Source organism: Aureimonas altamirensis, assembly GCF_023702225.1.
GTDB lineage: Bacteria > Pseudomonadota > Alphaproteobacteria > Rhizobiales > Rhizobiaceae > Aureimonas > Aureimonas altamirensis_B.
In genome coordinates this window covers 236,594-261,267 of record NZ_JAMQCO010000006.1, presented here as the reverse complement: position 1 = coordinate 261,267, position 24,674 = coordinate 236,594, and the positions used below count along the sequence as shown (strand labels likewise).

Annotated in this window: 22 protein-coding genes; 11 read left to right on the top strand and 11 right to left on the bottom strand. The window is 65.0% G+C overall.

What is annotated here, in order from left to right; translation table 11 throughout:
* Positions 1–63 precede the first annotated feature (63 nt).
* From metG to NDN16_RS12260, 4 genes are read left to right on the top strand one after another with little or no spacing between them, the layout of a single operon-like run.
* Positions 64–1,614 carry a methionine--tRNA ligase gene (metG, locus tag NDN16_RS12275; protein WP_251113869.1) on the top strand — a complete coding sequence of 517 codons (1,551 nt, stop codon included), beginning with the start codon at positions 64–66 and terminating at the stop codon, positions 1,612–1,614.
* Positions 1,611–2,420: a TatD family hydrolase gene (locus NDN16_RS12270; protein WP_251113868.1), complete on the top strand. Its 810-nt coding sequence runs from the start codon at positions 1,611–1,613 to the stop codon at positions 2,418–2,420. Before metG ends, NDN16_RS12270 begins: the two co-directional genes overlap by 4 nt.
* Entirely contained in the window at positions 2,417–3,226 is an 810-nt protein-coding gene (locus tag NDN16_RS12265) for an MBL fold metallo-hydrolase (RefSeq protein ID WP_251113867.1), read from the top strand. Before NDN16_RS12270 ends, NDN16_RS12265 begins: the two co-directional genes overlap by 4 nt.
* A 59-nt stretch (positions 3,227–3,285) precedes the next feature.
* Positions 3,286–3,687, top strand: a complete 402-nt coding sequence (locus NDN16_RS12260) for a VOC family protein (protein WP_353050215.1) — start codon at positions 3,286–3,288, stop codon at positions 3,685–3,687.
* 3 nt (positions 3,688–3,690) lie between these two features.
* On the opposite strand, the gene NDN16_RS12255 is transcribed toward NDN16_RS12260, so the two are convergent.
* Positions 3,691–4,137, bottom strand: a complete 447-nt coding sequence (locus tag NDN16_RS12255; RefSeq protein ID WP_251113865.1) for an RbsD/FucU family protein — start codon at positions 4,135–4,137, stop codon at positions 3,691–3,693.
* A gap of 188 nt (positions 4,138–4,325) precedes the next feature.
* Here NDN16_RS12255 and NDN16_RS12250 point away from each other — a divergent pair, with 188 nt between their 5' ends.
* Genes NDN16_RS12250 through NDN16_RS12240 form a run of 3 tightly spaced genes read left to right on the top strand, consistent with a single transcriptional unit; the run spans position 4,326 to position 8,488 of the window.
* Complete coding sequence (locus tag NDN16_RS12250) at positions 4,326–5,501, top strand: GGDEF domain-containing protein (RefSeq protein WP_251113864.1); 1,176 nt, start codon at positions 4,326–4,328, stop codon at positions 5,499–5,501.
* 48 nt (positions 5,502–5,549) lie between these two features.
* Positions 5,550–8,102, top strand: coding sequence for a response regulator (locus NDN16_RS12245; RefSeq protein ID WP_251113863.1), 2,553 nt, complete (start codon positions 5,550–5,552; stop codon positions 8,100–8,102).
* Positions 8,099–8,488 (top strand): response regulator, encoded by a 390-nt coding sequence (locus tag NDN16_RS12240; protein ID WP_251113862.1) that lies wholly within the window; start codon positions 8,099–8,101, stop codon positions 8,486–8,488. Before NDN16_RS12245 ends, NDN16_RS12240 begins: the two co-directional genes overlap by 4 nt.
* 12 nt (positions 8,489–8,500) lie before the next feature.
* Here NDN16_RS12240 and NDN16_RS12235 read toward each other — a convergent pair whose 3' ends face one another.
* The 3 genes from NDN16_RS12235 to NDN16_RS12225 all read right to left on the bottom strand — a co-directional run bounded on the left by NDN16_RS12235 (position 8,501) and on the right by NDN16_RS12225 (position 12,830).
* Positions 8,501–10,393, bottom strand: coding sequence for an AI-2E family transporter (locus NDN16_RS12235; protein ID WP_251113861.1), 1,893 nt, complete (start codon positions 10,391–10,393; stop codon positions 8,501–8,503).
* A gap of 99 nt (positions 10,394–10,492) precedes the next feature.
* Complete coding sequence (locus NDN16_RS12230) at positions 10,493–11,794, bottom strand: NCS2 family permease (protein WP_251113860.1); 1,302 nt, start codon at positions 11,792–11,794, stop codon at positions 10,493–10,495.
* Between the two features lie 115 nt (positions 11,795–11,909).
* Positions 11,910–12,830 carry a LysR family transcriptional regulator gene (locus NDN16_RS12225; protein WP_251113859.1) on the bottom strand — a complete coding sequence of 307 codons (921 nt, stop codon included), beginning with the start codon at positions 12,828–12,830 and terminating at the stop codon, positions 11,910–11,912.
* A gap of 129 nt (positions 12,831–12,959) precedes the next feature.
* On the opposite strand from NDN16_RS12225, the gene xdhA reads away from it, so the two are divergent.
* The 4 genes from xdhA to guaD are packed head-to-tail and all read left to right on the top strand — an operon-like array spanning position 12,960 to position 18,828.
* The gene (gene xdhA, locus NDN16_RS12220) at positions 12,960–14,441 is read left to right on the top strand and encodes a xanthine dehydrogenase small subunit (RefSeq protein WP_251113858.1); all 1,482 of its coding nucleotides are present in this window, start codon (positions 12,960–12,962) and stop codon (positions 14,439–14,441) included.
* On the top strand, positions 14,438–16,765 hold the full coding sequence (gene xdhB / locus NDN16_RS12215) for a xanthine dehydrogenase molybdopterin binding subunit (protein WP_251113857.1): 2,328 nt from the start codon (positions 14,438–14,440) through the stop codon (positions 16,763–16,765). The genes xdhA and xdhB overlap by 4 nt, the downstream gene beginning before the upstream one ends.
* A 1-nt stretch (position 16,766) precedes the next feature.
* Positions 16,767–17,543: a xanthine dehydrogenase accessory protein XdhC gene (gene xdhC / locus NDN16_RS12210; protein ID WP_251113906.1), complete on the top strand. Its 777-nt coding sequence runs from the start codon at positions 16,767–16,769 to the stop codon at positions 17,541–17,543.
* Positions 17,512–18,828, top strand: a complete 1,317-nt coding sequence (gene guaD / locus NDN16_RS12205; protein WP_251113856.1) for a guanine deaminase — start codon at positions 17,512–17,514, stop codon at positions 18,826–18,828. The genes xdhC and guaD overlap by 32 nt, the downstream gene beginning before the upstream one ends.
* Here the strand turns inward: guaD and NDN16_RS12200 are convergent.
* The 7 genes from NDN16_RS12200 to puuE all read right to left on the bottom strand — a co-directional run bounded on the left by NDN16_RS12200 (position 18,797) and on the right by puuE (position 24,542).
* Positions 18,797–19,192, bottom strand: coding sequence for a type II toxin-antitoxin system VapC family toxin (locus tag NDN16_RS12200; protein ID WP_251113855.1), 396 nt, complete (start codon positions 19,190–19,192; stop codon positions 18,797–18,799). The two genes, guaD and NDN16_RS12200, sit on opposite strands and share 32 nt — an antisense overlap.
* Complete coding sequence (locus NDN16_RS12195) at positions 19,189–19,440, bottom strand: hypothetical protein (protein ID WP_251113854.1); 252 nt, start codon at positions 19,438–19,440, stop codon at positions 19,189–19,191. Before NDN16_RS12195 ends, NDN16_RS12200 begins: the two co-directional genes overlap by 4 nt.
* A 69-nt stretch (positions 19,441–19,509) precedes the next feature.
* Entirely contained in the window at positions 19,510–21,012 is a 1,503-nt protein-coding gene (locus tag NDN16_RS12190; protein ID WP_251113853.1) for a nucleobase:cation symporter-2 family protein, read from the bottom strand.
* Positions 21,013–21,165: 153 nt separating this feature from the next.
* Positions 21,166–21,756: a nucleoside deaminase gene (locus tag NDN16_RS12185; protein ID WP_251113852.1), complete on the bottom strand. Its 591-nt coding sequence runs from the start codon at positions 21,754–21,756 to the stop codon at positions 21,166–21,168.
* A complete protein-coding gene (locus NDN16_RS12180; protein ID WP_251113851.1) occupies positions 21,746–22,261 on the bottom strand; it encodes an ureidoglycolate lyase in 516 nt (171 codons plus the stop codon). The genes NDN16_RS12185 and NDN16_RS12180 overlap by 11 nt, the downstream gene beginning before the upstream one ends.
* A complete protein-coding gene (locus tag NDN16_RS12175) occupies positions 22,258–23,091 on the bottom strand; it encodes a bifunctional allantoicase/(S)-ureidoglycine aminohydrolase (protein WP_251113905.1) in 834 nt (277 codons plus the stop codon). Before NDN16_RS12175 ends, NDN16_RS12180 begins: the two co-directional genes overlap by 4 nt.
* Positions 23,092–23,102: 11 nt before the next feature.
* A complete protein-coding gene (gene puuE / locus NDN16_RS12170; protein WP_251113850.1) occupies positions 23,103–24,542 on the bottom strand; it encodes an allantoinase PuuE in 1,440 nt (479 codons plus the stop codon).
* Positions 24,543–24,674: the final 132 nt, after the last annotated feature.

The window sequence follows — 24,674 nt, the reverse complement described above, 5'->3', positions numbered from 1 at the left end:
CATGGCCCGGATGCATTATCTCGCTTGGCAAACGACTTATCGCGACTGGATCCCGGAACCATCATGGCCGAACGCTACTACCTGACGACCGCCATTTCCTACCCGAATGGCCGTCCGCATATCGGCCACGCCTACGAGTTGATCGCAACCGATGCCATCGCCCGGTTCAAGCGGCTCGACGGCGCGGATGTCCTGTTCCTGACCGGGACGGACGAGCATGGCATCAAGATGCTGCAGACGGCCCGAAACCTGGGCATCGAGCCCTTGGAACTCGCAACCCGCAACGCGGACGAGTTCCGCGCCATGGGCCGCGGCGTCAACGCCTCGAATGACGATTTCATCCGCACGACGGAGGCGCGGCACAAGATCGCCAGTCAGGAGATCTGGCGTCGCATGGCAGACGCCGGCGATATCTACAAGGGCTCCTATTCGGGCTGGTATTCCGTGCGGGACGAGGCCTATTACGCGGAGGACGAGACCCGCGTCACCGAGGGTGGCACGCGTCTAGGCCCTCAGGGCAGCCCGGTCGAATGGGTGGAAGAGGAAAGCTATTTCTTCCGCCTGTCCGCATTCCAGGATCGTCTTCTTGCGCTTTACGATGACAATCCAGGCTTCATCGCCCCCGCCGAACGCCGCAACGAAGTGGTCTCCTTCGTCAAGTCGGGCCTGCGCGATCTTTCGATCTCGCGCACGACATTCGATTGGGGCATCCCGGTGCCGGGGGACGAGCGGCACGTCATGTATGTCTGGGTCGACGCTCTGACGAACTATCTGACGGCAACGGGCTTCCCCGACGAAGGAGAGCGGAGCGCCTTCTGGCCAGCCGACCTGCATGTCGTGGGAAAGGATATCGTCCGCTTTCACACGGTGTATTGGCCGGCCTTCCTGATGTCGGCGGGAATTGCCCTGCCGAAGCGCGTATTCGTGCACGGATTCCTGTTCAACCGCGGCGAGAAGATGTCGAAGTCCGTCGGCAACGTCATCGATCCGATGGCGTTGATCGATACCTACGGCCTGGATCAGTTCCGCTACTTCCTGTTGCGTGAAGTTCCGTTCGGACAGGATGGCAACTATTCGCACGAAGCCATTGTGAACCGTACGAATTCCGAACTGGCCAACGATCTCGGCAATCTTGCGCAGCGCTCTCTTTCGATGATCGCCAAGCACTGCGATGGCCGGGTGCCGCAGCCGGGCGAATTCACCGGGGAAGACGATGCCATCCTTTCGGCGTCCGGCGCGCTACTCGGCCAGGCGCGCGAGGCGATGGCGCGGCAGGAGCTGCATGTCGTGCTGGGGCAGGTGGTTGCCGTCATCTCCGAGGCGAACCGCTACTTCGCCGGTCAGGAACCGTGGGCGCTGCGCAAATCCGATCCGGCGCGGATGGCGACGGTTCTCTACGTGACGGCGGAAGTCGTCCGCCGCGCCGCCATCCTGTTGCAGCCTTTCATGCCGGATTCCTGCGCCCGTCTGCTGGACCTTTTGGCCGTAACCCCGGAGGAGCGCAGCTTTGCGGCGCTCGCGGAGGGGAACGGGCTGGAGCCCGGCCGCGCCATGCCTGCGCCGCAGGGCGTGTTCCCACGGTATGTGGAGGCGGAAGGCCAGGCCGCATCATGAGCGCGCCGTTCATCGTCGACAGTCATTGCCATCTCGATTTCCCGGAGTTCGACGGGGAGCGCGATGCACTCGTCGCGCGTGCCGCCGAGAAGGGCGTGCGCCTCATGGTGACCATCTCCACCAGGGTCGAACGCCTGCCGGTGCTGCTGGATATCGCCGACGCCTATCCCAACGTCTATGCCACGGTCGGCACGCATCCCAACAGCGCGGCGGAGGAGCCGGACGTGCCGACGGAACGCCTCGTGGCGCTGAGCGCCCATGAAAGGATCGTCGGGATCGGGGAGGCGGGCCTCGACTATCATTACGACAAGGCCGGCCCGGCAGTGCAGGAAGCGGTCTTCCGCCGCCATATCGACGCCGCGCGTGAAACCGGGTTGCCGCTGGTCATCCATGCCCGCGATGCGGATGCGGACATGGAACGCATCCTTTCGGCGGAGATGGCGCAAGGCGCTTTCCCATTCCTGCTGCACTGCTTTTCGTCCGGGCCGCGGCTTGCCGAGGCCGGGCTGGAGATGGGCGGCTACATCTCCTTTTCCGGTATCCTCACCTTCAACCGCTCCGAGGATATCCGCGCCGTCGCGTCAGCCAGCCCCATGGATCGGATCCTGGTGGAAACCGACGCGCCCTTCCTTGCGCCGCCCCCGTTCCGCGGCAAGCGCAACGAACCGGCCTACACCCGGTACACGGCCGAGGTTCTCGCCAAGGTGAAAGGCCTGACGCTGGAAGAGGTCGCCGGGGCCACCAGCGACAATTTCTTCCGGCTGTTCTCGAAAACGCCGGATCCGCGCATGGCCGAGGCGGCGTGAGCGACAGACTGGAATTCACCATTCTGGGCTGCGGCTCATCGCCCGGGGTGCCGCGTGTCAACGGCGATTGGGGCGCCTGCGACCCATCCCAGCCACGAAACCGGCGCAGGCGCGCCGCCGCGCTGGTGCGCCGGAAAGGCCGCGACGGCGTCACCACGATCGCTATCGACTGCGGACCGGACTTCCGCAACCAGATGCTCGATGCCGAGGTGCGGCACCTGGATGCCGTCGTGCTGACCCATCCGCATGCGGACCATATCCATGGGCTCGACGATATCAGGGGCTATGCCCAGGACAGGCGCGGCCTTGTACCGGTCTATGCCGACGAGCCGACATTCGCGCGGGTGTTCGAGGCCTTCGCCTATTGTTTCCAGACACCGGAAGGCAGCAACTATCCCCCCATCGTCGAGCATGTTCCGATATGGGGCGGGCAGCCCTTCCGCATCGAGGGTGCCGGAGGGCCGATCACGCTGAGGCCGTTCCACCAGGTACACGGCCGCATCCTGTCGCTCGGCTTCCGGATAGGCGACATCGCCTACTGCAGTGACGTTTCGGACTTTCCGGCGCCTGCCATCCAGGAAATTTCCGGCGCATCGCTGCTGATCATCGACGCGCTCCAGCGCCGCCCGCACCCCAGCCATCTGTCCCTGGAAGAGGCGCTGCAATGGATCGCCCGCCTCGATGTGGGGCAGGCGGTGCTGACCCATATGCATACCCCGCTCGACTATGACACGTTGAGCGCGGAGTTGCCGCCGCATGTGCGGCCCGCCTACGACGGCCAGACATTCGTCTTCCCCATCCGCTGAGCGATTGCCGCCCAACAATGTTCCTGTTATGTTCCCTTCCGCGATAGGGCCGGAGGGGCATGATGAAGAACAAGATCAGTATGGTCACGCTGGGTGTCAGCGATCTGGCCCGCGCGACGGCCTTCTACGAGGCACTCGGGTTCAGGCGCCATCCGCTCGATGCCCAGGGCGTTTCCTTCTTCGAGCTCGATGGAAGCTGGCTGAGCCTTTATCCGCGCGAGGCGCTGGCCGACGATGCGGGCGTCGCGCCCGCGGGAGTGGGGTTCCGCGGCATTACCCTTGCGCACAACGTTGCCGAGAAGGGTGATGTCGATACCACCCTTGCGGAGGCGGAGCGCGTCGGCGCCCGCATCGTCAAGCAGGCAACCGACGTATTCTGGGGCGGGCGCTCCGGGTACTTCGCCGATCCGGATGGCTTTCTGTGGGAGATCGCCTGGAACCCGCTTATGGACCTGACCTGACCGTCAGTCGAAGATGACGCCCTTCTTCAGGATGAAGCAGCCGTAGGGGCGCGCCTCGGTCGTGCGCACCACCGCATAGGCCCTGGCCGCTGCCTCGTAGAAGGCGAAGCGCTCTACCGTCTCCATGCGGATCGGCCTTCCTTCCGCCTCTTCGATAACCTCTTGCATGGCGGTATGGACGTCCAGCACGGCGCTGAAATCGTCCACGACGCCCATCCGCCGCACCGGCGCTTCCACGAATGAGTCCAGCGGATACAGCTTCAGGATTTCGCGCGCGGCCTGCGTCGTGTCCACATTGGACAGGCGGATGCAACGCCCCGTGACGGTGGAAGCTGCCACGGACTCCGCCGGGAAATTGCGGTCGGCGATGACAAGGTCGTCGCCATGGCCCATTTCGGCAAGCGTCAGAAGTAGCTCGGGGGAAATGAGCGGCGGAATGAGTTTCAGCATCCTCGGTCGTCCTCCAGAAGCGCGCGGTTGCGCGTGTCGCTCCTGTAAATCATGCTTGCCTCCTATGCCATATCAGAGATTGCGCACGCCTTTCGTCTGAGGCAAGGTGAGGCGATGTTGGTCTTTCGCACCGCCGCGCCATACGTCCGGCGGGTGCGGGAGGCGCATTTCTCGACGATGATGGCTTCATGCACCTGGATCAGACGACCCTGCTGACTGCCGCTGGGCTCTCCAGCGCCGCGCTCGCGGTCGCCTTCCTGTCGTCCTGGATATTCTTCCGCAACGAGAAGCATCTTCTGATATGGGCCACGGGCCTCGTAGCCATCATCATCGCCATCGTCCTGTATAACAGCGGCGAGGGATATCCGACGATCCTGCGTCTGCCCGCGATGGCGCTGCTCATCGCCGGCTTCGTCGCGATCGACTGCGGTTCCAGCCTTTTCTGTGCGCAGCGGATGCGCTGGGGACTTCCGGTCGGAATCGGCCTCATCGGCATCGTCGCGGTCACGTTCTTCTTCGTGCAGGGCTTGTCCGGCATCGCCACGGCAAGCGCCAACCTGGCCATCGCGGCCCTGATGTCGCTGACGGGGTGGCGTTTCTGGGTGCATCGCCATGAGGCGTTGCTGGGCATGGGCGCAGTCGCCGTGCTCTATGGTGCGACGGCGCTGTCCTTTGCGGCATGCGCCGCCGTACTCTTCATCGAAGGGCCGGCCGTACTGACGCTCCGTCCGTCGAACTGGGCGGAAGAGTTGAACGCAGTAGCCTCCATCGTGGGCCTGACGAGCATCGGGGCGATCTCCTTCGCGCTCATGCAGTTCCGGACAAGTCAGCAGCATCGCCGTGCATCGTTGACCGACCCGCTGACGCAGCTTCCCAACCGGCGCGCGCTGACCGACAATTTTCTGGAAGGGGCAGTGGCGCCGGGCACCTGCCTCATTCTGTTCGATCTGGACCATTTCAAGCAGATCAACGACCGTTACGGCCACGCGGCCGGCGACGTCATGCTTGTGCATTTCGCCGGCATTCTTGCAGAGCGGGTGCCGGACGGCGCCATCGCCGCCCGCCTCGGCGGAGAGGAATTCGGCGTCATGATGCCCCAGGCCGCCGCATCGCAGGCGCACGCGCTCGGCGAGGCGGTGCGCCGTGCCCTCGCGGAGACCCCTGTTGCCAACGAGGGTGAAACGATTGCCGCCACCGTAACGGCGGGTTTTGCCATCGCGTCCGACGCGCAGGAAACCGGGGTCACGTTGTTCAGCCGTGCGGACCGGGCCCTTTACGAGGCAAAGCGGGCAGGGCGCAATCGCGTTCTCGGCGCTCAGCCGGAGCTTGTTCGCAGCTCCGGGGGGCTGTCAGAAACCGCATAAGCGACCATCTTCCTCTACATCGGTTTTCCTAGGGCGGGCGCGAATTGCATGGTTGATGGTTCGGCAACGGGGATGTCCGGCCTTGTCGGCCGTCTCGGCCGCTTCGAGAAGGCGGCGATCGCCGCGCTGGCGGTGGGGATAGCCTTGTTTGCGTGGACATCTTGGTCATCCTCGCAGAAGACGGACGCCATCGCTGCGCAGGTGCGCCTGATCGACGATACGCAGAAGGTTCTGTCGACCCTCCTCTCCATCGAGTCCGGACAGCGTGGATACGTCCTCACCGGGCTGGAGAATTTTCTTGAGCCTTATGAAGGCGCCCTGGCGGCCCTTGGCGCACAGATATCGCAGCTTGAGACCGCATGGTCCGATGCCGGCGCCGATGGTGCGGCGTTGGAGGAGATGCGATCCGCCATCGGCGCACAGACGCAATTCGCGGCAGAGGCCGTGCGGACCCGCGCAGTCTCGGGCTTCGAGGCCGCGGCGGAGATGGTCCGGTCCGGAGAAGGCAAGGCGCGGATGGATGCCGTGCGCGCCATCATCGATACGGTGCAGGAAGGGGCGTCGACGCGGATCGCGTCCATAACGATGGAGCGGCGGCAGGCCGAACTGATCTCCAGCATAGCCTTCGCCATCGCGGCCGTCGCGGCACTGGCGCTCGCCTGGCTTGCCCTGCGGCGGCAGGCGCGGCTTCGCGAGACGAACGCGCAGTTCGAGGCGCTGGCCGAGAACATCCCCCAGATGGCCTGGATGGCGCGAAAGAACGGGGACATCTTCTGGTACAACCGCCGCTGGTTCGACTATACCGGCCGCTCGCTGGAGGACATGGGAGACCATCGCTGGTTGGCGGCCGTGCATCCCGACCATATCGAGCGCGTCAGATCCGGGTTCGACGCCTCGGTCGCCGCGGCGCGCGAATGGGAGGACACGTTTCCCCTGCGGGGCGCCGACGAGACCTATGGTTGGTTCCTGACGCGCGCAGTGCCGATCCGTGGGCCCGACGGCGCCGTCCTGCGCTGGTTCGGCACCAATACCGACGTAACGCACCAACGCGCGCAGGAGCGCGAGCTGGAAACGGCACGCGACATAGCGGAAAATGCGAACCGGGCAAAAAGCCAGTTCATCGCCAATATGAGCCACGAGCTTCGCACGCCGCTTACGGCCGTCATCGGCTATACCGAGATGCTCGAGGAAGAGGTGACCGAGATGGGCGAGCAGTCCCTGCTTGCGGATCTCGGCAAGATCAACGCCAATGCCCGGCATCTCCTGAGCCTCATCAACGATGTCCTCGATCTCTCGAAGATCGAGGCCGAGCGGATGGAGGTCTTTACCGAAAGCTTCGCGGTCGACACAGCCGTGGAGGAGATCTCGGCCACTGTCGGGAGCCTCATGGAAAAGAAGGGCAACCGCTTCGTCGTCGATGCGGCGCCGGATCTGGGCGAGGCGCATACGGACCAGGTCAAGCTGCGGCAATGCGTCATCAACCTGTTGTCCAACGCGGCGAAGTTCACGGAGAATGGAACGATCGTCCTGCGGGTGCGGCGCGAGGCGGCGGACAAGCGGGATTGGCTCGTGTTCGAGGTCGCGGATGACGGCATCGGCATGACGCCCGACGAGCTTGCCCGGCTGTTCCAGCGCTTCACGCAGGCAGACGCCTCCACGACCCGCAAATTCGGCGGCACAGGGCTTGGCCTTGCCATCACCAAGGCGTTCGCCAAGATGCTGGGCGGTGACATCGCGGTCGTCAGCCGGCCGGGAGAGGGCTCCACCTTCACCATCAAGATTCCCGCCATCGCCACGAGCAGTGTGGTGGAGGCCCCGGCCATGCAGCCGATCGCCGCGGCGGAGCGGAATGCCGCTTCCGGCGTTGTCCTGGCCATCGACGACGATCCGAATGCACGCGAGCTCGTCGCACGCTTCCTGACGCGCGAGGGGTTTCTCGTGCGTACCGCGGCCGATGGGCTGGCGGGGCTGGAGATGGCGGCGCTGGTGCGCCCGGACGTCATCCTTCTCGACGTGACGATGCCGCGCATGGACGGATGGTCCGTGCTGTCGGCGCTGAAGGCCGATGCGGACCTGTCCCGTATCCCCGTGGTAATGCTGACGGTGATCGACGAGCACAGCCTCGGCTATGCGCTGGGCGCCTCCGACTATCTGCTCAAGCCCGTGGAATGGGGCCATCTGCGCAAGGTGATGGACCGGTTCCGTACGGCCGAGAACGCACTGGTGCTGGCCGTCGACGATGACGAGGATTTCCTGGCCCGCACCCGGGAGCTCCTGGAGCGCGAGGGCTATGGGGTCATGACCGCGCCCAATGGACGGATGGCGCTGGATGCACTGGCGGAGAAGACGCCCGACCTGATCCTGACGGATCTGGTGATGCCCCAGATGGATGGCTTCGCCTTCATCCGGGCCGCACGCGCACGCGCGCAAACGGCGCAGACGCCGATCATCGTCCTGACCTCGAAAGACCTTACGCGGGAAGAATTCCGCAAGCTGCGTGCCGAGACCGAAGAGGTCATTGCGAAAAAGGAGATCGAGTTGCCGGAGCTTGCCGCCCAGATACGCGTTATCGTTTCGCCAGCCAAGGAGACATCGGAATGACGCGCATCCTGCTTGTAGAGGATCATGAGGAAATCTGGGATTTCCTGTCGCGCCGTCTGCAACGCAAGGGATATGAGGTCATCCTGGCCCATGACGGGCAGGACGGTATCGACAAGGCGCGCATCACCAACCCCGACATCATCCTGCTCGACATGAACCTTCCGGTCGTGGATGGCTGGACGGCGGCGCGCACCATCCGCGCCGACGCCTCCCTGCCGCGCATGCCCATCATTGCCCTGACGGCGCATGCCATGTCCGGCGACCGGGAAAAGACGATCGCCGCCGGCTGTGACGACTACCACGCCAAGCCCGTGGATTTCATGAAGCTTCTCGGCCAGATCGAGGCGCTCGTGGAAGAAGAGGGCAGCGCCGCGCCCGTCGAATAGGTCAGCGGCGTTCTACTTCGCGGCCAGCTTCTGGGCCGCTACCAGCGCCGCCGAGAATGTGGTGACGAGCGCGTCGGTATGCAGGCGCGTGGAAAGCTGCGCCACCATGGCGGGGTCGCGCTGCCGCCAGATGCCGACGAAGACATGCGCCTTCGGGGCGATACGATGCACCTGTCGCACCATCATGCGCAGATGAACGGTGGACAGCGGCTCCAGGAAGGACAGGCAGACCAGCCTGACTTCCGATGCATCGGCGGCGCTGGGCGGGTTTTCGGCAAGATCGGCCCATGCCACCGTCTCGGCTGCCAGCCCATGCCGCGTCAGAACCTGGGCCAGCATCGCGGCAACCGTCGCATCGAGCGGATCGTTGCCGGATATGCAGACCACGGGTCGGGCGCCACGCCATTCCGGCTTGAGGTCTTCCGGTCGCTGCACCACCAGGGCGCCTGCCGTGTCCGGCCCGGCGGCCTCCACGGCGGCCTTCGCCTCGGTGCGCACCACTCCGCCGCGCGGCAGGGGGCTTTCAACCCTGTCTAGGCGGTCCACGAGGGCCATTGCCGCATGCTGCAGGGTTTCCAGCCGCTTTCCCTGTACCGCAAGCCGCGCGACGTCGTCATGCGCAAGCCTGATGCCTTCCAGCGCCACCTCGTCGTAATAGGTTACCAATGCCCGCTCGCGCAGGAACTCGCGCGCCTGCAGGCCCGCCTCCTGCGGCTCTCCGGCAAGCATCCGCTGGTAGAAGATCTGCGGCGGCGACAGTGCCGGCTTGTCGCCGAACATGATGTCGATGATGCCCAGGGCCGGCACATATCGCGCCAGCACGACGAGACAGATCGTAAGGGGTGTCGCGAGGATCAGGCCGACCGGCCCCCACAACAGGGCCCATATCAGCGCGGCAAGGATGATCGCGACCGGGGAAAGGCCGGTCGAATGCCCATAGAGGATGGGTTCCACGATGTTGGACATCGCCGTTTCCACGGCGATGTACAGAAGAGCGGTCCACAGGATCATGTTCCAGCCCGGGTCCACCGCGAAGGCCAGCATCATCGGCAATCCGGCGCCTATGAAACCACCGACATAAGGGATGTAGCGAAGGATTCCGCCCAGGATGCCCCACAGGAACGGGCTCGGCACGCCGATCAGATAGAGGCCTGCGCCGGTGATCAGGCCGAATGCCGCATTCATGCCGAACTGGAACAGGAGCAGGCGTGACAACCGGAGTGCCGCGTCGTCGATGGCTGCCGTGGTCTGCTGGAGGTCGTCCGTTCCGGCAAGGCGGATGAAGCGGTTTCGCAAGTCTTCACGCTGCAGCAGGATGAAAATGGCGAAGACGATCACGATGCCGAGCGTGGTCAGCGGGCCGACCAGCGGAGAGATGACGGCCGCGGCGGTGGCCAGCGCGCCGCCACCGGGGGAAACGATAGTCACGGGCATCGGCCGCGCGCTGCCGGGGTTGTCCGCCTCTTCGGTGCCGCCACCGCCGATCTTCTCGATGTCCGATGCGATGCCCTGCAGCGCCTCAAGCGCGCGCCCGTATGGCCCGGTCGGCCGTGCCTCGCCCTCGGCGACGCTGTCGAGCTTCTGCTGGATCGTGGCGCGGTAGCCGGGCAGATTTTCTGCCAGACTGGCGACCTGCGAGAAGATCAGCAGCATCAGCGCGATGATAGCGCATGTCGCCGTCAGGATGGCGGCGGAAATAGCGAGGATGCGCGGAACGTTGAGCCTTTGCAGCCCGATCACGATGGGGGCCAGCACGAAGGACAGGAGAATGCCCAGGGCGAAGGGCACGAAGATTTCCCGACCGAGATACAGGATGGCCGAGATGCTGAGCACCAGCACGGCTACCGCAAGGGCGGTCAGCAGCGGCAGAAGCCTCCGCATCTGCTGGGAAGTGATGATATCCATGAACTCTGGGCCCCGACGGTGTTCAGAGCTAAGATAGAGCGCCCGACCGGTCGGGGGAGGAGCGGCCGGCAGCCCGAAATGGACCGCCGGCCACGGATGTCACTCGCCGAAGAAGGCGAACTTGATGGCGAAGAGCGCGGCGATGATCCAGGTTGCGGGATGCACCTCGCTTCCGCGTCCCGTCACCAGTTTCAACACCGCATAGGATATGAAGCCGAAGGCGAGGCCGTTGGCGATCGAATAGGTGAAGGGCATTGCCAGCGCCGTCAGCGCCGCAGGCGCGGCGGTCGTGACGTCTTCCCATTCCACCTCGACCAGTTCGCGCATCATCAGCGTGGCCACGAACAGCAATGCCGGGGCCGTCGCCGCGGCGGGGACAGCCGCCGCCAGCGGCGAGAAGAACATGGCCAGAAGGAACAGGACGGCGACGGTCAGGGCCGTCAGGCCGGAACGCCCGCCTGCCTGAACGCCCGAGGCGCTTTCGACATAAGCCGTCGTGGACGATGTTCCGAGCATCGAGCCCGCCAGGATGGCCGTCGAGTCCGCCATGAGGGCGCGGCTGAGGTTGGGGTTCTGGTGGGTGGGCCCCTGTGTCAGCAAGCCGGCGCGCTTGGCGACGCCGATCAGCGTGCCGGTGGCGTCGAACACTTCCACAAGCACCATCACCAGCACCACATGGAAGATGCCGAAGCCGAGGGCGCCCCATATATCCAGCTGCAGGAAGGTCGGCGCCAAGGACGGGGGCAGATCGACGATGCCGGCAAAGGTGGCGTCACCGGTAACCATTGCCGCCAGCGTGACGACGATGATGCCGATCAGGATCGCGCCCTTCACCCGCAGCGCATCCAGCGCCGCGATGAGGAAGAAGCCGAATATCGCCAGAAGCGTGGTGCTGGCCGTAAGGTCGCCGAGCGTGATCAGCGTGGCCGGGCTGGCGACGACGATTCCGGCGCTCTTCAAGGCGATGATGGCCAGGAACAGACCGATGCCGGCGGCGATGGCACTGCGCATGGAAGCCGGTATTCCGGCGATCAGCCATCGGCGGATGCCCGTCACGGACAGGAACAGGAAGATGAGGCCGGAGATGAAGACCGCTCCGAGCGCCTGCTGCCACGTGAAGCCGAGGCCGGCGACGACGGTGAAGGCGAAGAAGGCGTTGAGGCCCATGCCCGGAGCCATGGCCACAGGCCAGTTGGCCCAAAGGCCCATGATGGCCGAGCCGAGAGCGGCGGCGAGGCACGTGGCCACGAAGACCGCCCCGTGGTCCATGCCGGTGGTCGCCAGGATTTCGGGGTTTACGAAGATGATGTACGCCATCGTCAAAAACGTGGTGACACCGGCGATTACCTCGGTGCGGACATTGGTGCCCAATGCCTCGAGGTCGAACCATTTCCCTGCCATCATTCCTCCCGGTGGTGTCGGGTTCAATCCCGCTCATGTGAGGGTGAGAATACGGAGATCGCGGAAAGGCGATTAACCAGAACTCGCGGACTCAGTTTCTACAGATGATTGAAAATCAAGCCGCGTCTACTGACAACAATCGCTGATGGGCTTTCTTCGCTTCACGTACGGCAAAGTCCACGAATACCTTCAACTTCGGGTTTCGCATTCGACTATGGGGATACAAAAGGCCGAATCGCGCGGGCGGTGGTGCATGCCCGGCCAGCAGTTCCACCAGCCTGCCCGCGGCAAGGTCGGCCGCCACTTCGAAGCGCGGCCGGTTGACGATGCCGGCCCCGGCCAGCGCCCATTCCAGCAGAAGGCCGCTGTCGTCCGCGTCGAAGCTGCCTTTCACCAGCATCTTCTGCGGACCGTCCGAGCCGGTCAGGACCCAGTAATATTCCGTAGACCGGGGATAGCGCAGCAGCAGGCAATTGTGTGAGGCCAGGTCCTCAGGATGGGCAGGAACGCCCCGTCGTGCAAGGTAGGAAGGAGCCGCGCAGATGACGCGGTCGCAGTCCGCGATATGCGCCCAGCTGAGGCCGGAATCGTGCAGCTCGCCCAGGAAGAAGACGAGGTCCAGGCTGTCGTCGAAGACGTCGATGGTCCGGTCGGTCAGGCGCACCCGCAGCTCTATGTCGGGATAGGCCTCGGCGAACGCCGGAATGATCGGCCCGACGATCGACTTGCCCGCCACCAGGGGGGCGGCCACGCGGATGATACCGCGCGGCCGGCCGGCATAGCCGGCCATCTGCGCGTCGGCCTCGTCCACGGCATCGACGATGCGCCGCGCATGTTCGTAATAGAGCTGGGCCGCCTCGGTCGGCTTGAGCTTGCGCGTCGTGCGGTTGAATAGCTGGATGCCCAATGCCTGCTCCAGCGCGCGGATGCGGTTGGAGGCGACGGCGGGCGTCATGCGTACATCGCGTCCGCCGGCGGTGATACTGCCGAGTTCGACGACGCGGATGAAGAGTTTGAGGCTGTCTATCTGCGTCATGCGATTGTCCGACCGGTGGCAGGAAGTCCGCGATTTTCTACGCGATCTATAAAGTCTTCATCCAAACCATGCCTGTCGGCAAGAGGGCGTTCGGGCCTAGTCTGACCGTAAAGCATGGGAGGAAGCCGAATGCGCGAGACCGATGGGATACGGTTCATTCTCAACGATCGCGATATCGAGGTGCGCGACGGCGCACCCGACGCGACTCTTCTCGACTTCCTGCGCGGGCAACAGCGCCTGACGGGGACCAAGGAAGGCTGCGCCGAGGGAGATTGCGGCGCCTGCACCGTTCTGGTCGGCCGTCTGGCGGATGGCCGCCTGGTCTACGAGCCGGTCAATGCCTGCATCCGTTTCCTGGCGTCCTGCCACGCCACCCATGTCGTGACCATCGAGCATCTGAGGGGTTCGGAGGGCGGCCTGCACCCGGTGCAACTGGCCATGATGGAACACCACGGCTCGCAGTGCGGGTTCTGCACGCCCGGCATCGTCATGGCGCTATACGGCCTGTGGCTCGGCAATCCCGCGCCCGATGCGGTCGCGGTGGAGACCGCGCTTCAAGGCAATCTCTGTCGCTGTACCGGATATGAAAGCATCGTGCGCGCCGCATTGGCCGCAGCCGCCGCAGGTGGCCAGGCCTTCGACAGGCTCGCGGTCGAAAGGGAAGGGATCAAGGCGCAGCTGGCGATGCTGGCTGGCAGCGGCGCGCGGCTGGAAGGCGCATCGGGCCTCGCACTCGTCCCGGCCGATCTCGATGATTTCGCGCTTATCTATGCCGGTATGCCGGAGGCTACGCTGGTGGCCGGGGCAACCGATGTCGGCCTGTGGGTCACCAAATTCCTGCGGCCGATCGCACCCGCCATCTTCATCGGCGGCCTCGACGGATTGAAGGGCGTTTCCCAGGATGGCCAGTGGCTGACCATCGGTGCCGGCGTCACCTATAGCGAGGCCGAGGACACGATCCGCAGGCTGGTGCCGGGCGCGGCCGACTACTGGTCGCGGATCGGCGGCTGGCAGGTGCGCAATGCCGGCACGATCGGCGGCAACATCGCCAACGGCTCGCCCATCGGCGAGACGCCGCCGCTGATGATCGCGCTGGGCGCGGAGATTACCCTGCGCCATCGCGAACAGCGCCGGCGCATGAAGCTCGAGGATTTCTTCATCGCCTACGGGAAGCAGGACAGGCGCCCGGGCGAATTTCTGGAGACGATCCACGTGCCCCTGCCGGGAAGACGCCTCGTTTCCGCCTACAAGGTGTCGAAGCGCCATCATGCCGACATCTCGGCCGTCGCGGCAGGTTTCTGCATCACCGTCAGCGACGGCATCATCGAAGAGGCGCGCATCGCCTTCGGCGGCATGGCGGGCACGCCGAAGCGCGCGACGGGCGCGGAGGTCACCCTTGCCGGCGCGCCCTTCTGCGAGCGCAGCTTCGAGGCGGCGGCGGCCGCCATCCCGGAAGATTTCACGCCGCTGTCGGACTGGCGCGCCAGCGCGGACTACCGGCTTCTCGTGGCCGCCAACCTCTTGCGCCGCTTCTGGCTGGAGCATGGGACCGGCGATGTCCATCGGCTTGATCGCGGCGTCGACGCGACCATCATGGGGAGGGTGGCATGAAGGACGACAATGCAGCCATCGCCAACCGCATCGCCGGCGGTGTGCATCAGTCCCTGCGGCACGACAGCGCCCACAAGCATGTCACCGGCACGGCCGAATACACCGACGACATCGTGGAGCCCGTCGGCACGCTGCATGCCTGCCTCGGCCTGTCCACCGTGGCGCACGGGCACATCGAGGCGATGGATCTGTCGGCGGTCGAGGCCGCACCAGGGGTCCGCTGGGTCATGACGGCAGCCGACATACCGGGCGTCAACGACATTTCGCCGAACGGCCTGAACGACGATCCCATCTTCGCGACGGAGACGGTCGAGTTCTGGGGCCAGCCCCTGTTCGCCGTCGTGGCCGATACGCGCGACCTGGCGCGCCGTGCGGCACGGCTTGCGAAGGTGCGTTACCGCAAGCTGCCGCACGCGCTGGACATCGATAGCGCCCGTGCGGCGGGCTACCCCTACGTTACGACGCCGCTGACGCTCAAGCGTGGCGAGGTGGATACCGCGCTGGCCGGCGCGCCGCGCCGGCTGGCCGGACGCATGGTCGTCGGCGGACAGGATCACTTCTATCTGGAAGGCCAGATCGCGCTGGCGGTGCCGGGCGAGGATGCCGAAGTCACCGTCCACGTCTCGACGCAACACCCGTCGGAAGTGCAGCACATGGTCTCGCACGCACTCGGCGTCCCGGCCCATGCCGTCACCGTTTCGGTGCGCCGCATGGGCGGCGGCTTCGGCGGCAAGGAAACGCAGATGAACCTGTTCGCCTGCGTTGCCGCCATCGCGGCCAAGCGGTTGAAGCGTGCGGTGAAGCTGCGTCCGGACCGCGACGACGACATGGTGGCCACCGGCAAGCGGCACGACTTCGTCGTCGACTACGAGATCGGCTTCGACGACACCGGCCGTATCCAGGCCGTGAGCGGCGATTACGCGGCGCGTTGCGGCTTCTCTGCGGATCTGTCGGGGCCCGTCACCGACCGGGCGCTGTTCCATGCCGACAATGCCTATTTCTATCCGCATGTGCGGCTGAACTCGCATCCATTGAAGACGAACACCGTATCCAATACCGCCTTTCGCGGCTTCGGCGGGCCGCAGGGCATCATCGCCGCGGAGCGTATCGTGGAGGAGATCGCCTACGCGACGGGGCAGGACACGCTCGCCGTCCGCCGCCGCAACCTGTACGAGAACGGCCAGTCGACGCCCTATCACCAGACGATCGAAGACCAGATCCTGCCGCGCCTGATCGACGAACTGGAGGCCAGCAGCGATTATCAGGCGCGTCGCCAGGCCATTCTGGATAACAACGCACGCGGCGGCGTCATCCGTCGCGGCATCGCGCTGGTGCCGGTCAAGTTCGGCATTTCCTTCACCGCGACATGGTTCAACCAGGCGGGGGCGCTGGTGCACGTCTATTCCGATGGTTCGATCCAGTTGAACCATGGCGGCTGCGAAATGGGGCAGGGACTGCATACCAAGGTCGCCCAGGTGGTTGCCGATGCCTTCCAGGTCGACATCGACCGCATCCTCATTACGAGAACCCAAACAGACAAGGTGCCGAACACATCGGCGACGGCGGCGTCCTCTGGAACAGACCTGAACGGCATGGCGGCAGAAGACGCCTGCCGGCAGATCATAGACCGGCTGCGCGCCTTCGCCGTGGAGGCCTACGACGTCACGGCGGACGAGTTCGCGCTGACGCCGGCCGGCGTGGTGCTGGGGGCGCGGCTGATGCGCTTCGATGCTTTCATCCGCGCCGCCTACATGGCGCGCATCCAGCTTTCGGCGGCCGGCTTCTACAAGACGCCCAAGATCCACTGGAACAGGCAAACGGGGCAGGGCCGGCCCTTCTATTATTTCTCCTACGGTGCGGCCGTAGCGGACGTGTCGGTCGACAGCCTGACGGGCGAATACGTGATCGAGCGCGCGGACATCCTGCACGATGTCGGCAAGTCGCTGAACCCGGCCCTCGACAAGGGGCAGGTCGAGGGGGCCTTCGTGCAGGGAACCGGCTGGCTCACCTCCGAAGAGTTGTGGTGGAACGCTGAGGGCGAACTGCGCACGCATGCGCCGTCCACCTACAAGATCCCGCTGGCCTCCGACCGCCCCAAGGTCTTCAACGTCGCGCTGGCCGACTGGTCGGTCAACAAGGAACGGTCGATCAAGCGCTCCAAGGCCGTGGGCGAGCCTCCCTTCTGCCTGGGCATATCGGTTTTCGAGGCCATCGGCATGGCCGTCGCATCGTTCGGAGCCTATCGGACCTGCCCGCGGCTCGATGCGCCGGCAACGCCGGAACGGGTGCTGATGGCCATCGACCGGATGAAGCGCGGTGCATGACATGTTCGTCCGCGTCACCATCGCGCACGTCCGTGGCTCTGCTCCGCGCGAAGCGGGCGCCTTCATGGACGTGCATGCCGCCCGGCTGGACGGAACCATCGGCGGCGGACAGCTGGAATATATGGCCATCGCGGAAGCCCGGCGCCTCCTGGCGTCCGGCGGCGGCGCAATGCGGATGGAGGTTCCGCTGGGGCCCGCCATCGGCCAGTGCTGCGGCGGGCATGTGACGCTGCAACTGTCCGTCACCGACGGCGGGGAGACCCCCGCGCCGAGGCGGCCGACAGTGCTGATCTTCGGCGCCGGACATGTCGGACGGGCGCTTGCGCGGGCGCTCTCGCTGCTTCCCGTCGCCTTCCGCGTCATCGATCCACGTGCCGAGGAACTATCGCTGCTGCCGCCCGAAGTCGAACGTGTGCTGACGCCGATCCCGGAGGCTCATATCCGGACAGCGCCCGCCAACGCAGCCTACGTGATCCTGACGCACGACCACGCCCTCGACTTTCTCCTGGCTGCGGAGGCGTTGGGGCGAGGGGATGCGGCCTATGTCGGGATGATCGGCTCTTCCACCAAGCGGGCCGGCTTTCGCTCATGGCTGCGCCGGTCCGTGCCCGGCCTGTCGGACAAGGAACTGACCTGTCCAATCGGTGCGGGCTTCTCCCGTGACAAGCGGCCCGAAGTCATCGCCGCATTCACCGCAGCCGAATTGATGGGGCTGTTCGGCCCCGCGGAACAGAAGGACAAGAACCATGAAGATACTGCTTCGCGGACGCCTGCTTGATTTCCATGGCGATCCGGAGACGGACTCCGACAGTCATCGTTGGATCGAGGACGGCGCGATCCTGGTCGAGGATGGGCGTATCGTCGCCAGCGGCGGTTTCTCCGATGTGGACGCAAGCGATGCCAGGGTTGTCGATCATCGCCCACATATCCTGATGCCGGGCTTCATCGATGCGCATATCCATTTCCCGCAGGTCCAGGTGGTGGCCAGTTGGGGAGAGCAGCTTCTCGACTGGCTGAATACCTATATGTTCCCGGAGGAAGGGCGTTTCGCCGACATGGCCCATGCCGAACGGATGGCCGAGTTCATCCTGGACGAATTCGCGCGCAACGGCACCACGACGGCGCTGGCCTTCGGGTCCAGCCACATGACCTCCGTGAATGCGCTGATGGGGGCTGCCGAGGCGCGGAACATGTGCCTGATCGCCGGCAAGACGATGATGGACCGCAATGCGCCGGACGGTGTCCTGGATACCGCGCAGTCCAGCTACGACGAGAGCAAGGCCCTGATTGGCCGGTGGCATGGGCGCGGACGGCTTCGCTATGCCATTACGCCGCGTTTCGCGATCACGTCGACGCAGGATCAGCTCGAGGCCGCCGGCGCCCTTGCGCGCGAGCACCCCGACTGCATCGTGCAGACGCACCTGTCCGAAAACCGCGCCGAGATCGACTATACGCTGTCGCTTTATCCGAAAGCGCGCGATTACCTCGACATCTATGAGCAAGTCGGCCTCCTCTCGCCGCGCCTGCATCTGGCCCACGCAATCCATCTGGAAGACCGGGAGATCGAGCGCATGGCGGAGAGCGGCGCGCGGGCCGTCCACTGTCCGACCTCCAACCTGTTTCTCGGCTCCGGCCTGTTCGCGGGGCGCACGCTGGAACAACGCGGGATCGTCAGCGCCATCGCCACCGACATCGGCGGGGGGACGTCCTATTCGATGCTGCGCACGCTGGCTGCGGCCTATGACGTGCGGCAGCTGCGCGGCGACAAGCTCGGCATCCTCGCCGGGTTCCACAAGGCGACGCGCGGCAATGCGCTGGCGCTGGGACTGGCGGACGAGATCGGGACGCTGGCCGATGGCAGCGCCGCCGACATCGTGGTTCTCGATCCGGCGGCGACGCCCGCCATGGCGTTGCGGGCGGAGCGTGCCCGCCGCCTGGAGGATGAGTTGTTCATCCTGCAGACGATGGGCGACGACCGCGCCATCGTCGAAACCTATGTCGGCGGCACGGCACTGAAAGGCAGCGCAATGCTCAACGATACAGTTTCAGATCCGTATGCGTGAAATCATTGCCCTTGAACAGCAACGGCGCAGAGTAAGCCGTTGCCAGAGCGTAGGCGGCACAGTCCGCCAGGTTCAATTGCGCTTTCGCGCCGCTGCCCTTGCCGAACCGCGCATATGCTTCGGAGGCGACACGAGCTTGCCGAAGGTCGAACGGCACCACATCGATCTTGCTTACCCGGAGGAATTCGATCAACTCATCGGCGTTCTCTTTACCGCGCCGAGAGAGCAACACAACTGCTGATTCGTGTACATTAACTGAAGACATCAGTAGATTCTGCTCGGAAGCGATGATCCCTGCAAACTCCGGACCATCAAATTCCTGCTCGAAAATCGAAATGACTATCGATGTGTCGACGACGATCATAGCTTATTGATGTCGTCGACAATCTCCTGAAGCGGGCGGTTATCCAGAACCGGTCTCTTCGCTGCGCGTCGGCCAAACTCCAGGAGCTCCTCGACAGCCGCCTTGCGCATGGGGGCTTGTTGCGCAAGCATCCCCAGTTCCCGTGCTTCGCGCTCAAGTATGCTCTGGATAAGATCCTCCGGCCGGCGACCGACCATGATGGCAACGCGCCGGGCAAGGTTTTCGGTTTCGCGGGACAGTTGCAGCATGATGGCTCCGGTAGCTTAGTAAAGCCAATATAGCTCTAGAGGATTATGCTATCAACTGCCCCGCGGCGATCAGTGTTCCGCCACCTGCGCAGCGGCGCGCAGGTCCTCTTCCGTCGCCCCGGCGCCGTTGAAGAACGCATTCAGCGCAACGGCCGATATGCTGGCCAACAGGATGCCGGATTCGATCAGCGGGTGCAGGGCATGCGGCATCCACATCAGAAAATGCGGCGCGACCATCGGGATCATGCCGAAGCCGAGGCTGACCGCGACGATGAACATGTTGTGACGGTTGTGGGCAAAGTCCGCCCCCGCGCCGAGAATGCGCACGCCCGTCGCCGCGACCATGCCGAACATGACGATGCCCGCCCCACCCAGGACGAAAGTCGGGATGGCCTCGGCCAGCGCGCCCATCTTGGGAACGAGCCCGAGGCCTATCAGGATGATGCCGCCGGCCGCGCAGACATAACGCGATCGGATGCCGGTAACACCGACAAGCCCGACATTCTGCGAGAAGGACGTGTAGGGGAAGGTGTTGAAGATGCCGCCGATGACCGTTCCCAGCCCGTCCGTCCGCAAGCCGGCCTCCAGCATGGGCCGCGTCAGCTTGCGCCCCGTCAGGTCGCTCAGGGCCAGGAACATGCCGGTGGATTCGATAAGCGTCACGATCATCACCAGCACCATCGTCGCGATCATGACCGGCTGGAAGATAGGTGTGCCGAAGCTGAAGGGCGTCACGAAGGCGAACCAGCCGGCGCCGGCCACGTGGGAAAAGTCCATCATGCCGGCAAGCGCCGCGACGACACCGCCGAGCACGATGCCGATCAGCACGCAGATGTTGGACAGGAAGCCCCGGCCATAGCGGGCGATCAGCAGCACCACGGCCAGCACCAGTGCCGAAATGGCGATATGCGAGGGTTGGGCATAGGCCGGGTTGTCCACCGTCGCTGCCAGCGTGAGCCCGTCCGGCATCGCCGGAGCGTTGGCGGCGGCTGCCTGAAGCCATGCTGCGTGGGCAGGATCCACGATCTGCGGAGCGGTGGGACCGCGCTGGATTCCGAACACCCAGTCGATCCCGACGCGCATCAGTGTCACGCCGATGACGAGGATGATGGAGCCCGTCACCACCGGCGGGAAGAAGCGCAGCATGCGCGCAACCAGCGGCGCCAGAAAGATGGCGATGAAGCCGGCTGCGATGATCGAGCCGAAGATCATGCGTGCGCCGTCCACGCCGGGATTGGCCGTGCCGATGGCCACCATGGGGCCGACCGCCGCGAAGGTGACGCCCATCATCACCGGCATCTTGATGCCGAACCAGCGTGTCGCCCCCAGGGATTGTATGAGGGTGACGATGCCGCAGACGAACAGGTCCGCCGAAATCAGCAAGGCAACCTGCGTCGGCGTCAACTGCAGGGCGCGCCCGACGATGAGGGGCACGGCAACCGCGCCGGCATACATGACCAGTACGTGCTGCAGGCCCAGCGTGAACAGCTTGGGGGCCGGCAGCATCTCGTCGACGGGGTGAACGCCCGCCTGCTTGTCGGCGGCGCCGGCGCCAATGGAATTGGGGGTCATCAGGAACGGTCCTCCCCTGTTTGTCCTGATCATGATGCGCCTTGCGGCGCATCTCGGCCATGCCCCCTGTTTTTTTGTTTTGGGGCAGGGACGATCGCGGCGAGCCTACTATCGGATCGGCCTGCGCATTTCCGTGGAACGGTTTGAAAGTCTTTACGACAGGGGAATGTCGTTGCCCGCCTTGGACGCCTGATAGGTTTCCGACAGGCTATCGTATGTCGCGCGAACCTCATCCGCGCGAGCCTGTAGCCGCGCCCGCGCCCCGTCGGGGGCAGCCTGCACGGCACCGGCGAGGGCGGTGCTCGTCCAGTAGGCGTTCGTACGGCGGTAGCCACCCGGTTCCAGCCCGAACACCTCCTTCAGGATGGCAAGGTCGTGCGGGATGGCGAAGGCATCCCGCGAATCCTCGTGGCTGAAGAAATAGGAGAAATTGTCGAAACCCGCCCAGGTGATCGCCGACAGGCAGAGGGTGCAGGGCTCGTGCGTCGACAGGAAGACGCAGTCGCGCGTATCGGGCCTGTCTGCCTTCGGCATTTCGTAGAAGCGCTTCAGCGCATGCATCTCGCCATGCCAAAGCGGGTTTTCAAGCTCGTTGTTGGTCTCGGCCACCACGACCGAAAGATCGTCCTTGCGCAGGATCGCGGCCCCGAACACCTTGTTGCCGGCCGCGACGCCGACGCGCGTCTTCGGCACGATGTCCTGCTCGATCACGTCGAACAGCCGGTCGATCATCTCACTGTTCATTTTGTGTGCCCTCCGGCAGCTCGATCGTGAAAGGCTCGTCCAGGGTGAACTCTTCCAGATTGTTGCCGCTTCCGCCCCGATCGGCCACGATGAAGTTCTGGGGTTTCTGAAGCGGCGTCAGGACGCCGTGCCAGACGTTGCGATGATAGTTGACCCCTTGCCCCGGCGCCGTCAGGAAGGCTTCCGGCCGGCCGGGCCGGCCGCCCTCGTCCGGGCAGACCACCACCAGGAACGGGCGTCCGTCCAGGGGCATGAAGGCCTGGCTGCCGAGCGGGTGTCGCTCCACGAGCGTCAGCGTCAGCGGCATCGTGTAGGGTGTGCCCCGGAAGATCGACAGAATGGCTCGTGCGTCCTCGCCGATGACGTCCACCCGCGCCAACTCGTGGAAGCGCTCGCAGCGCCCGGCATTGATCGGATAATGGTTTGCCCAGTCGGTATCCAGCACATCGCCATAGGGTGCGAAGGCGGCACGCGTCAGCGGCCTGGCCGTAACGACGCGGGTCATGCCCGACCTCGACGCGGCAGAGGCATGTGGCGGTTGACGTCCTTGTACAGCAGGTAGCGGAAATTGCCCGGTCCGCCCGCATAGCAGGCCTGCGGACAGAAGGCGCGCAGCCACATGTAGTCGCCGGCTTCAACCTCGACCCAGTCCTGGTTCAGGTGATAGACGGCCTTTCCTTCCAGCACGTAGAGCCCGTGCTCCATGACGTGCGTTTCGGCGAACGGAATGACCGCGCCGGGCTGCAGCGTGACGATGGTGACATGCATGTCGTGCCGAAGGTCGGCAGGATCGACGAACCGCGTGGTCGCCCACTTGCCGTCCGTGCCGGGCATGGGTGTCGGCGCGATCGCGGCTTCGTCCAAAAACAGCGGTTCCGGCACGTCGATGCCATCCACCGCCTCGTAGGCCTTGCGCACCCAATGGAACCGGGCGACGCAGGCCCCGGCATTGGACAGGGTCCAGTTGCTGGAGGGGGGCAGATAGGCGTAGCAGCCGGGATGCATGCGATGGGTTTGCCCATCGACGTCGACGGTGATCTCGCCTTCGACCACGAAAAGCACGCCCTCGGCTTCCGGGTCGGTTTCGGGCCGGTCGGAACCGCCGCCCGGCTGAACTTCCATGATATACTGCGAGAACGTCTCGGCGAAGCCGGACATGGGCCGAGACAGCACCCACAGCCGGGTCTTACTCCAATGCGGCAGGAAGCTGGTCACGATATCGCTCATCGTGCCCTTCGGAATGACGGCATAGCCCTGCGTGAACACCGCCCGGTCGGTCAGCAACTGCGTCTGCGGCGGCAGCCCGCCGGTGGGCGCGTAATAGTTCCGGTTCATCGTCTTTCCGTTCATTGCGGTAGGATCTCCTTAAGACGCAGGCTGGCGATCCGCTCCACCTGCCTGCAGGCGGTGGCCAGTTCGCTATCGCGGTCGTTCGCCAGACGGTGCTCGAAGGCCGAGAGGATCGAGGCCTTGTCATGGTCCCGGACGGCGATGATGAAGGGGAAGCCGAACTTCGACACATAGGCTTCGTTGAGCTGCGTAAACCGTGCCCTCTCGTCGTCGGTCAGGGCGTCCAGCCCGGCCGATGCCTGCTCGCGCGTCGATTCGGCGGTCAGCCGCTTGGCCGCGGCGAGCTTGCCCGCAAGATCGGGGTGGGCTTGCAGAACGCCCAGCCTTTCCTCCGCGCTGGAGGAGCGGAAGGCGCGGGCCAGGGCGTTGGCAAGGCCGACGGCGCCGTCGTGCGCAGGCCCGAGCTCCAGGTCGAAAGCCCGCTCGGCAATGAAGGGCGAGTGCTCGTAGATCGAGCCGAAGCGGCTCACGAAGTCCTCGCGCGTCATCCGCGAAGGGCGCAGGGCCGGCGCCCGATAGGGATGTTCGCTCATCCAATGGCGGGCGATGTCGATGCGCCGGGCAATCCAGACGTCCTCGTGGCCCTTGACATAATCGACGAAGCGCCTGAGTGCGGCGAAGCGGCCCGGCCGCCCGATCAGGCGGCAATGCAGGCCGACCGTCATCATCGACGGGCGGCCTTCCGCGCCTTCCGCATAATGCGTGTCGAAGGCATCCTTGAGATAGGTGAAGAACTGCTCGCCCGTGTTGAACCCCTGCGCCGTGGCGAAGCGCATGTCGTTGGCGTCGAGCGTGTAGGGCAGCACGAGCTGCGGGTCGATGCCGTTTCCGTGGCCGTCATGGTCGAGCCAGTAGGGCAGGTCGTCGTCATAGGTGTCCGATATCCACAGGAAACCCTTCTCGGCCGCGGCAAGCCGCACGGACCAGCTCGACGTCCGTCCGAGATACAGCCCTTCGGGACGCTCGCCCACGACTTCGGCATGCAGCCGGATCGCCTCGGCCAGATCCTTCGCCTCGTCCGCCTCGGCATGGTCGCGATAGTCGATCCAGCGCAGCCCGTGCGAGGCGATCTCCCAGTCGGCGGCCTTCATCGCCTCGACCTGCCCGGGCGAGCGGGCGAGGGCGGTGGCGACACCATAGACGGTCACCGGCACGGCACTCTGCGTAAACAGCCGATGCAGCCGCCAGAATCCGACCCGCGCGCCATACTCGTAGATGGATTCCATGTTCCAGTGGCGCTTGCCCGGCCATGGCGCCGCACCGACGATTTCGGACAGGAAGGCCTCCGAAGCGGCATCCCCGTGCAGCACGTTGTTTTCGCCGCCTTCCTCGTAGTTGACGACGAAGGATACGGCCACCTTCGCGCCCCCCGGCCAGCGCGCATCCGGCGGGTTGGGTCCATAACCCCGCATGTTGCGTACGTAACGGTCGGCCATGCCCATATCGTCCTCTCCATTCCACGGGAATCGAGGTTAGAATAGCGCGGCCGGTTGCATTCACCCCCGTGTATTTGAAAGTCTTTACTGCCGCCCGGCATCCATGGCGTACCGGTTCCGGCGCTAGGTTGC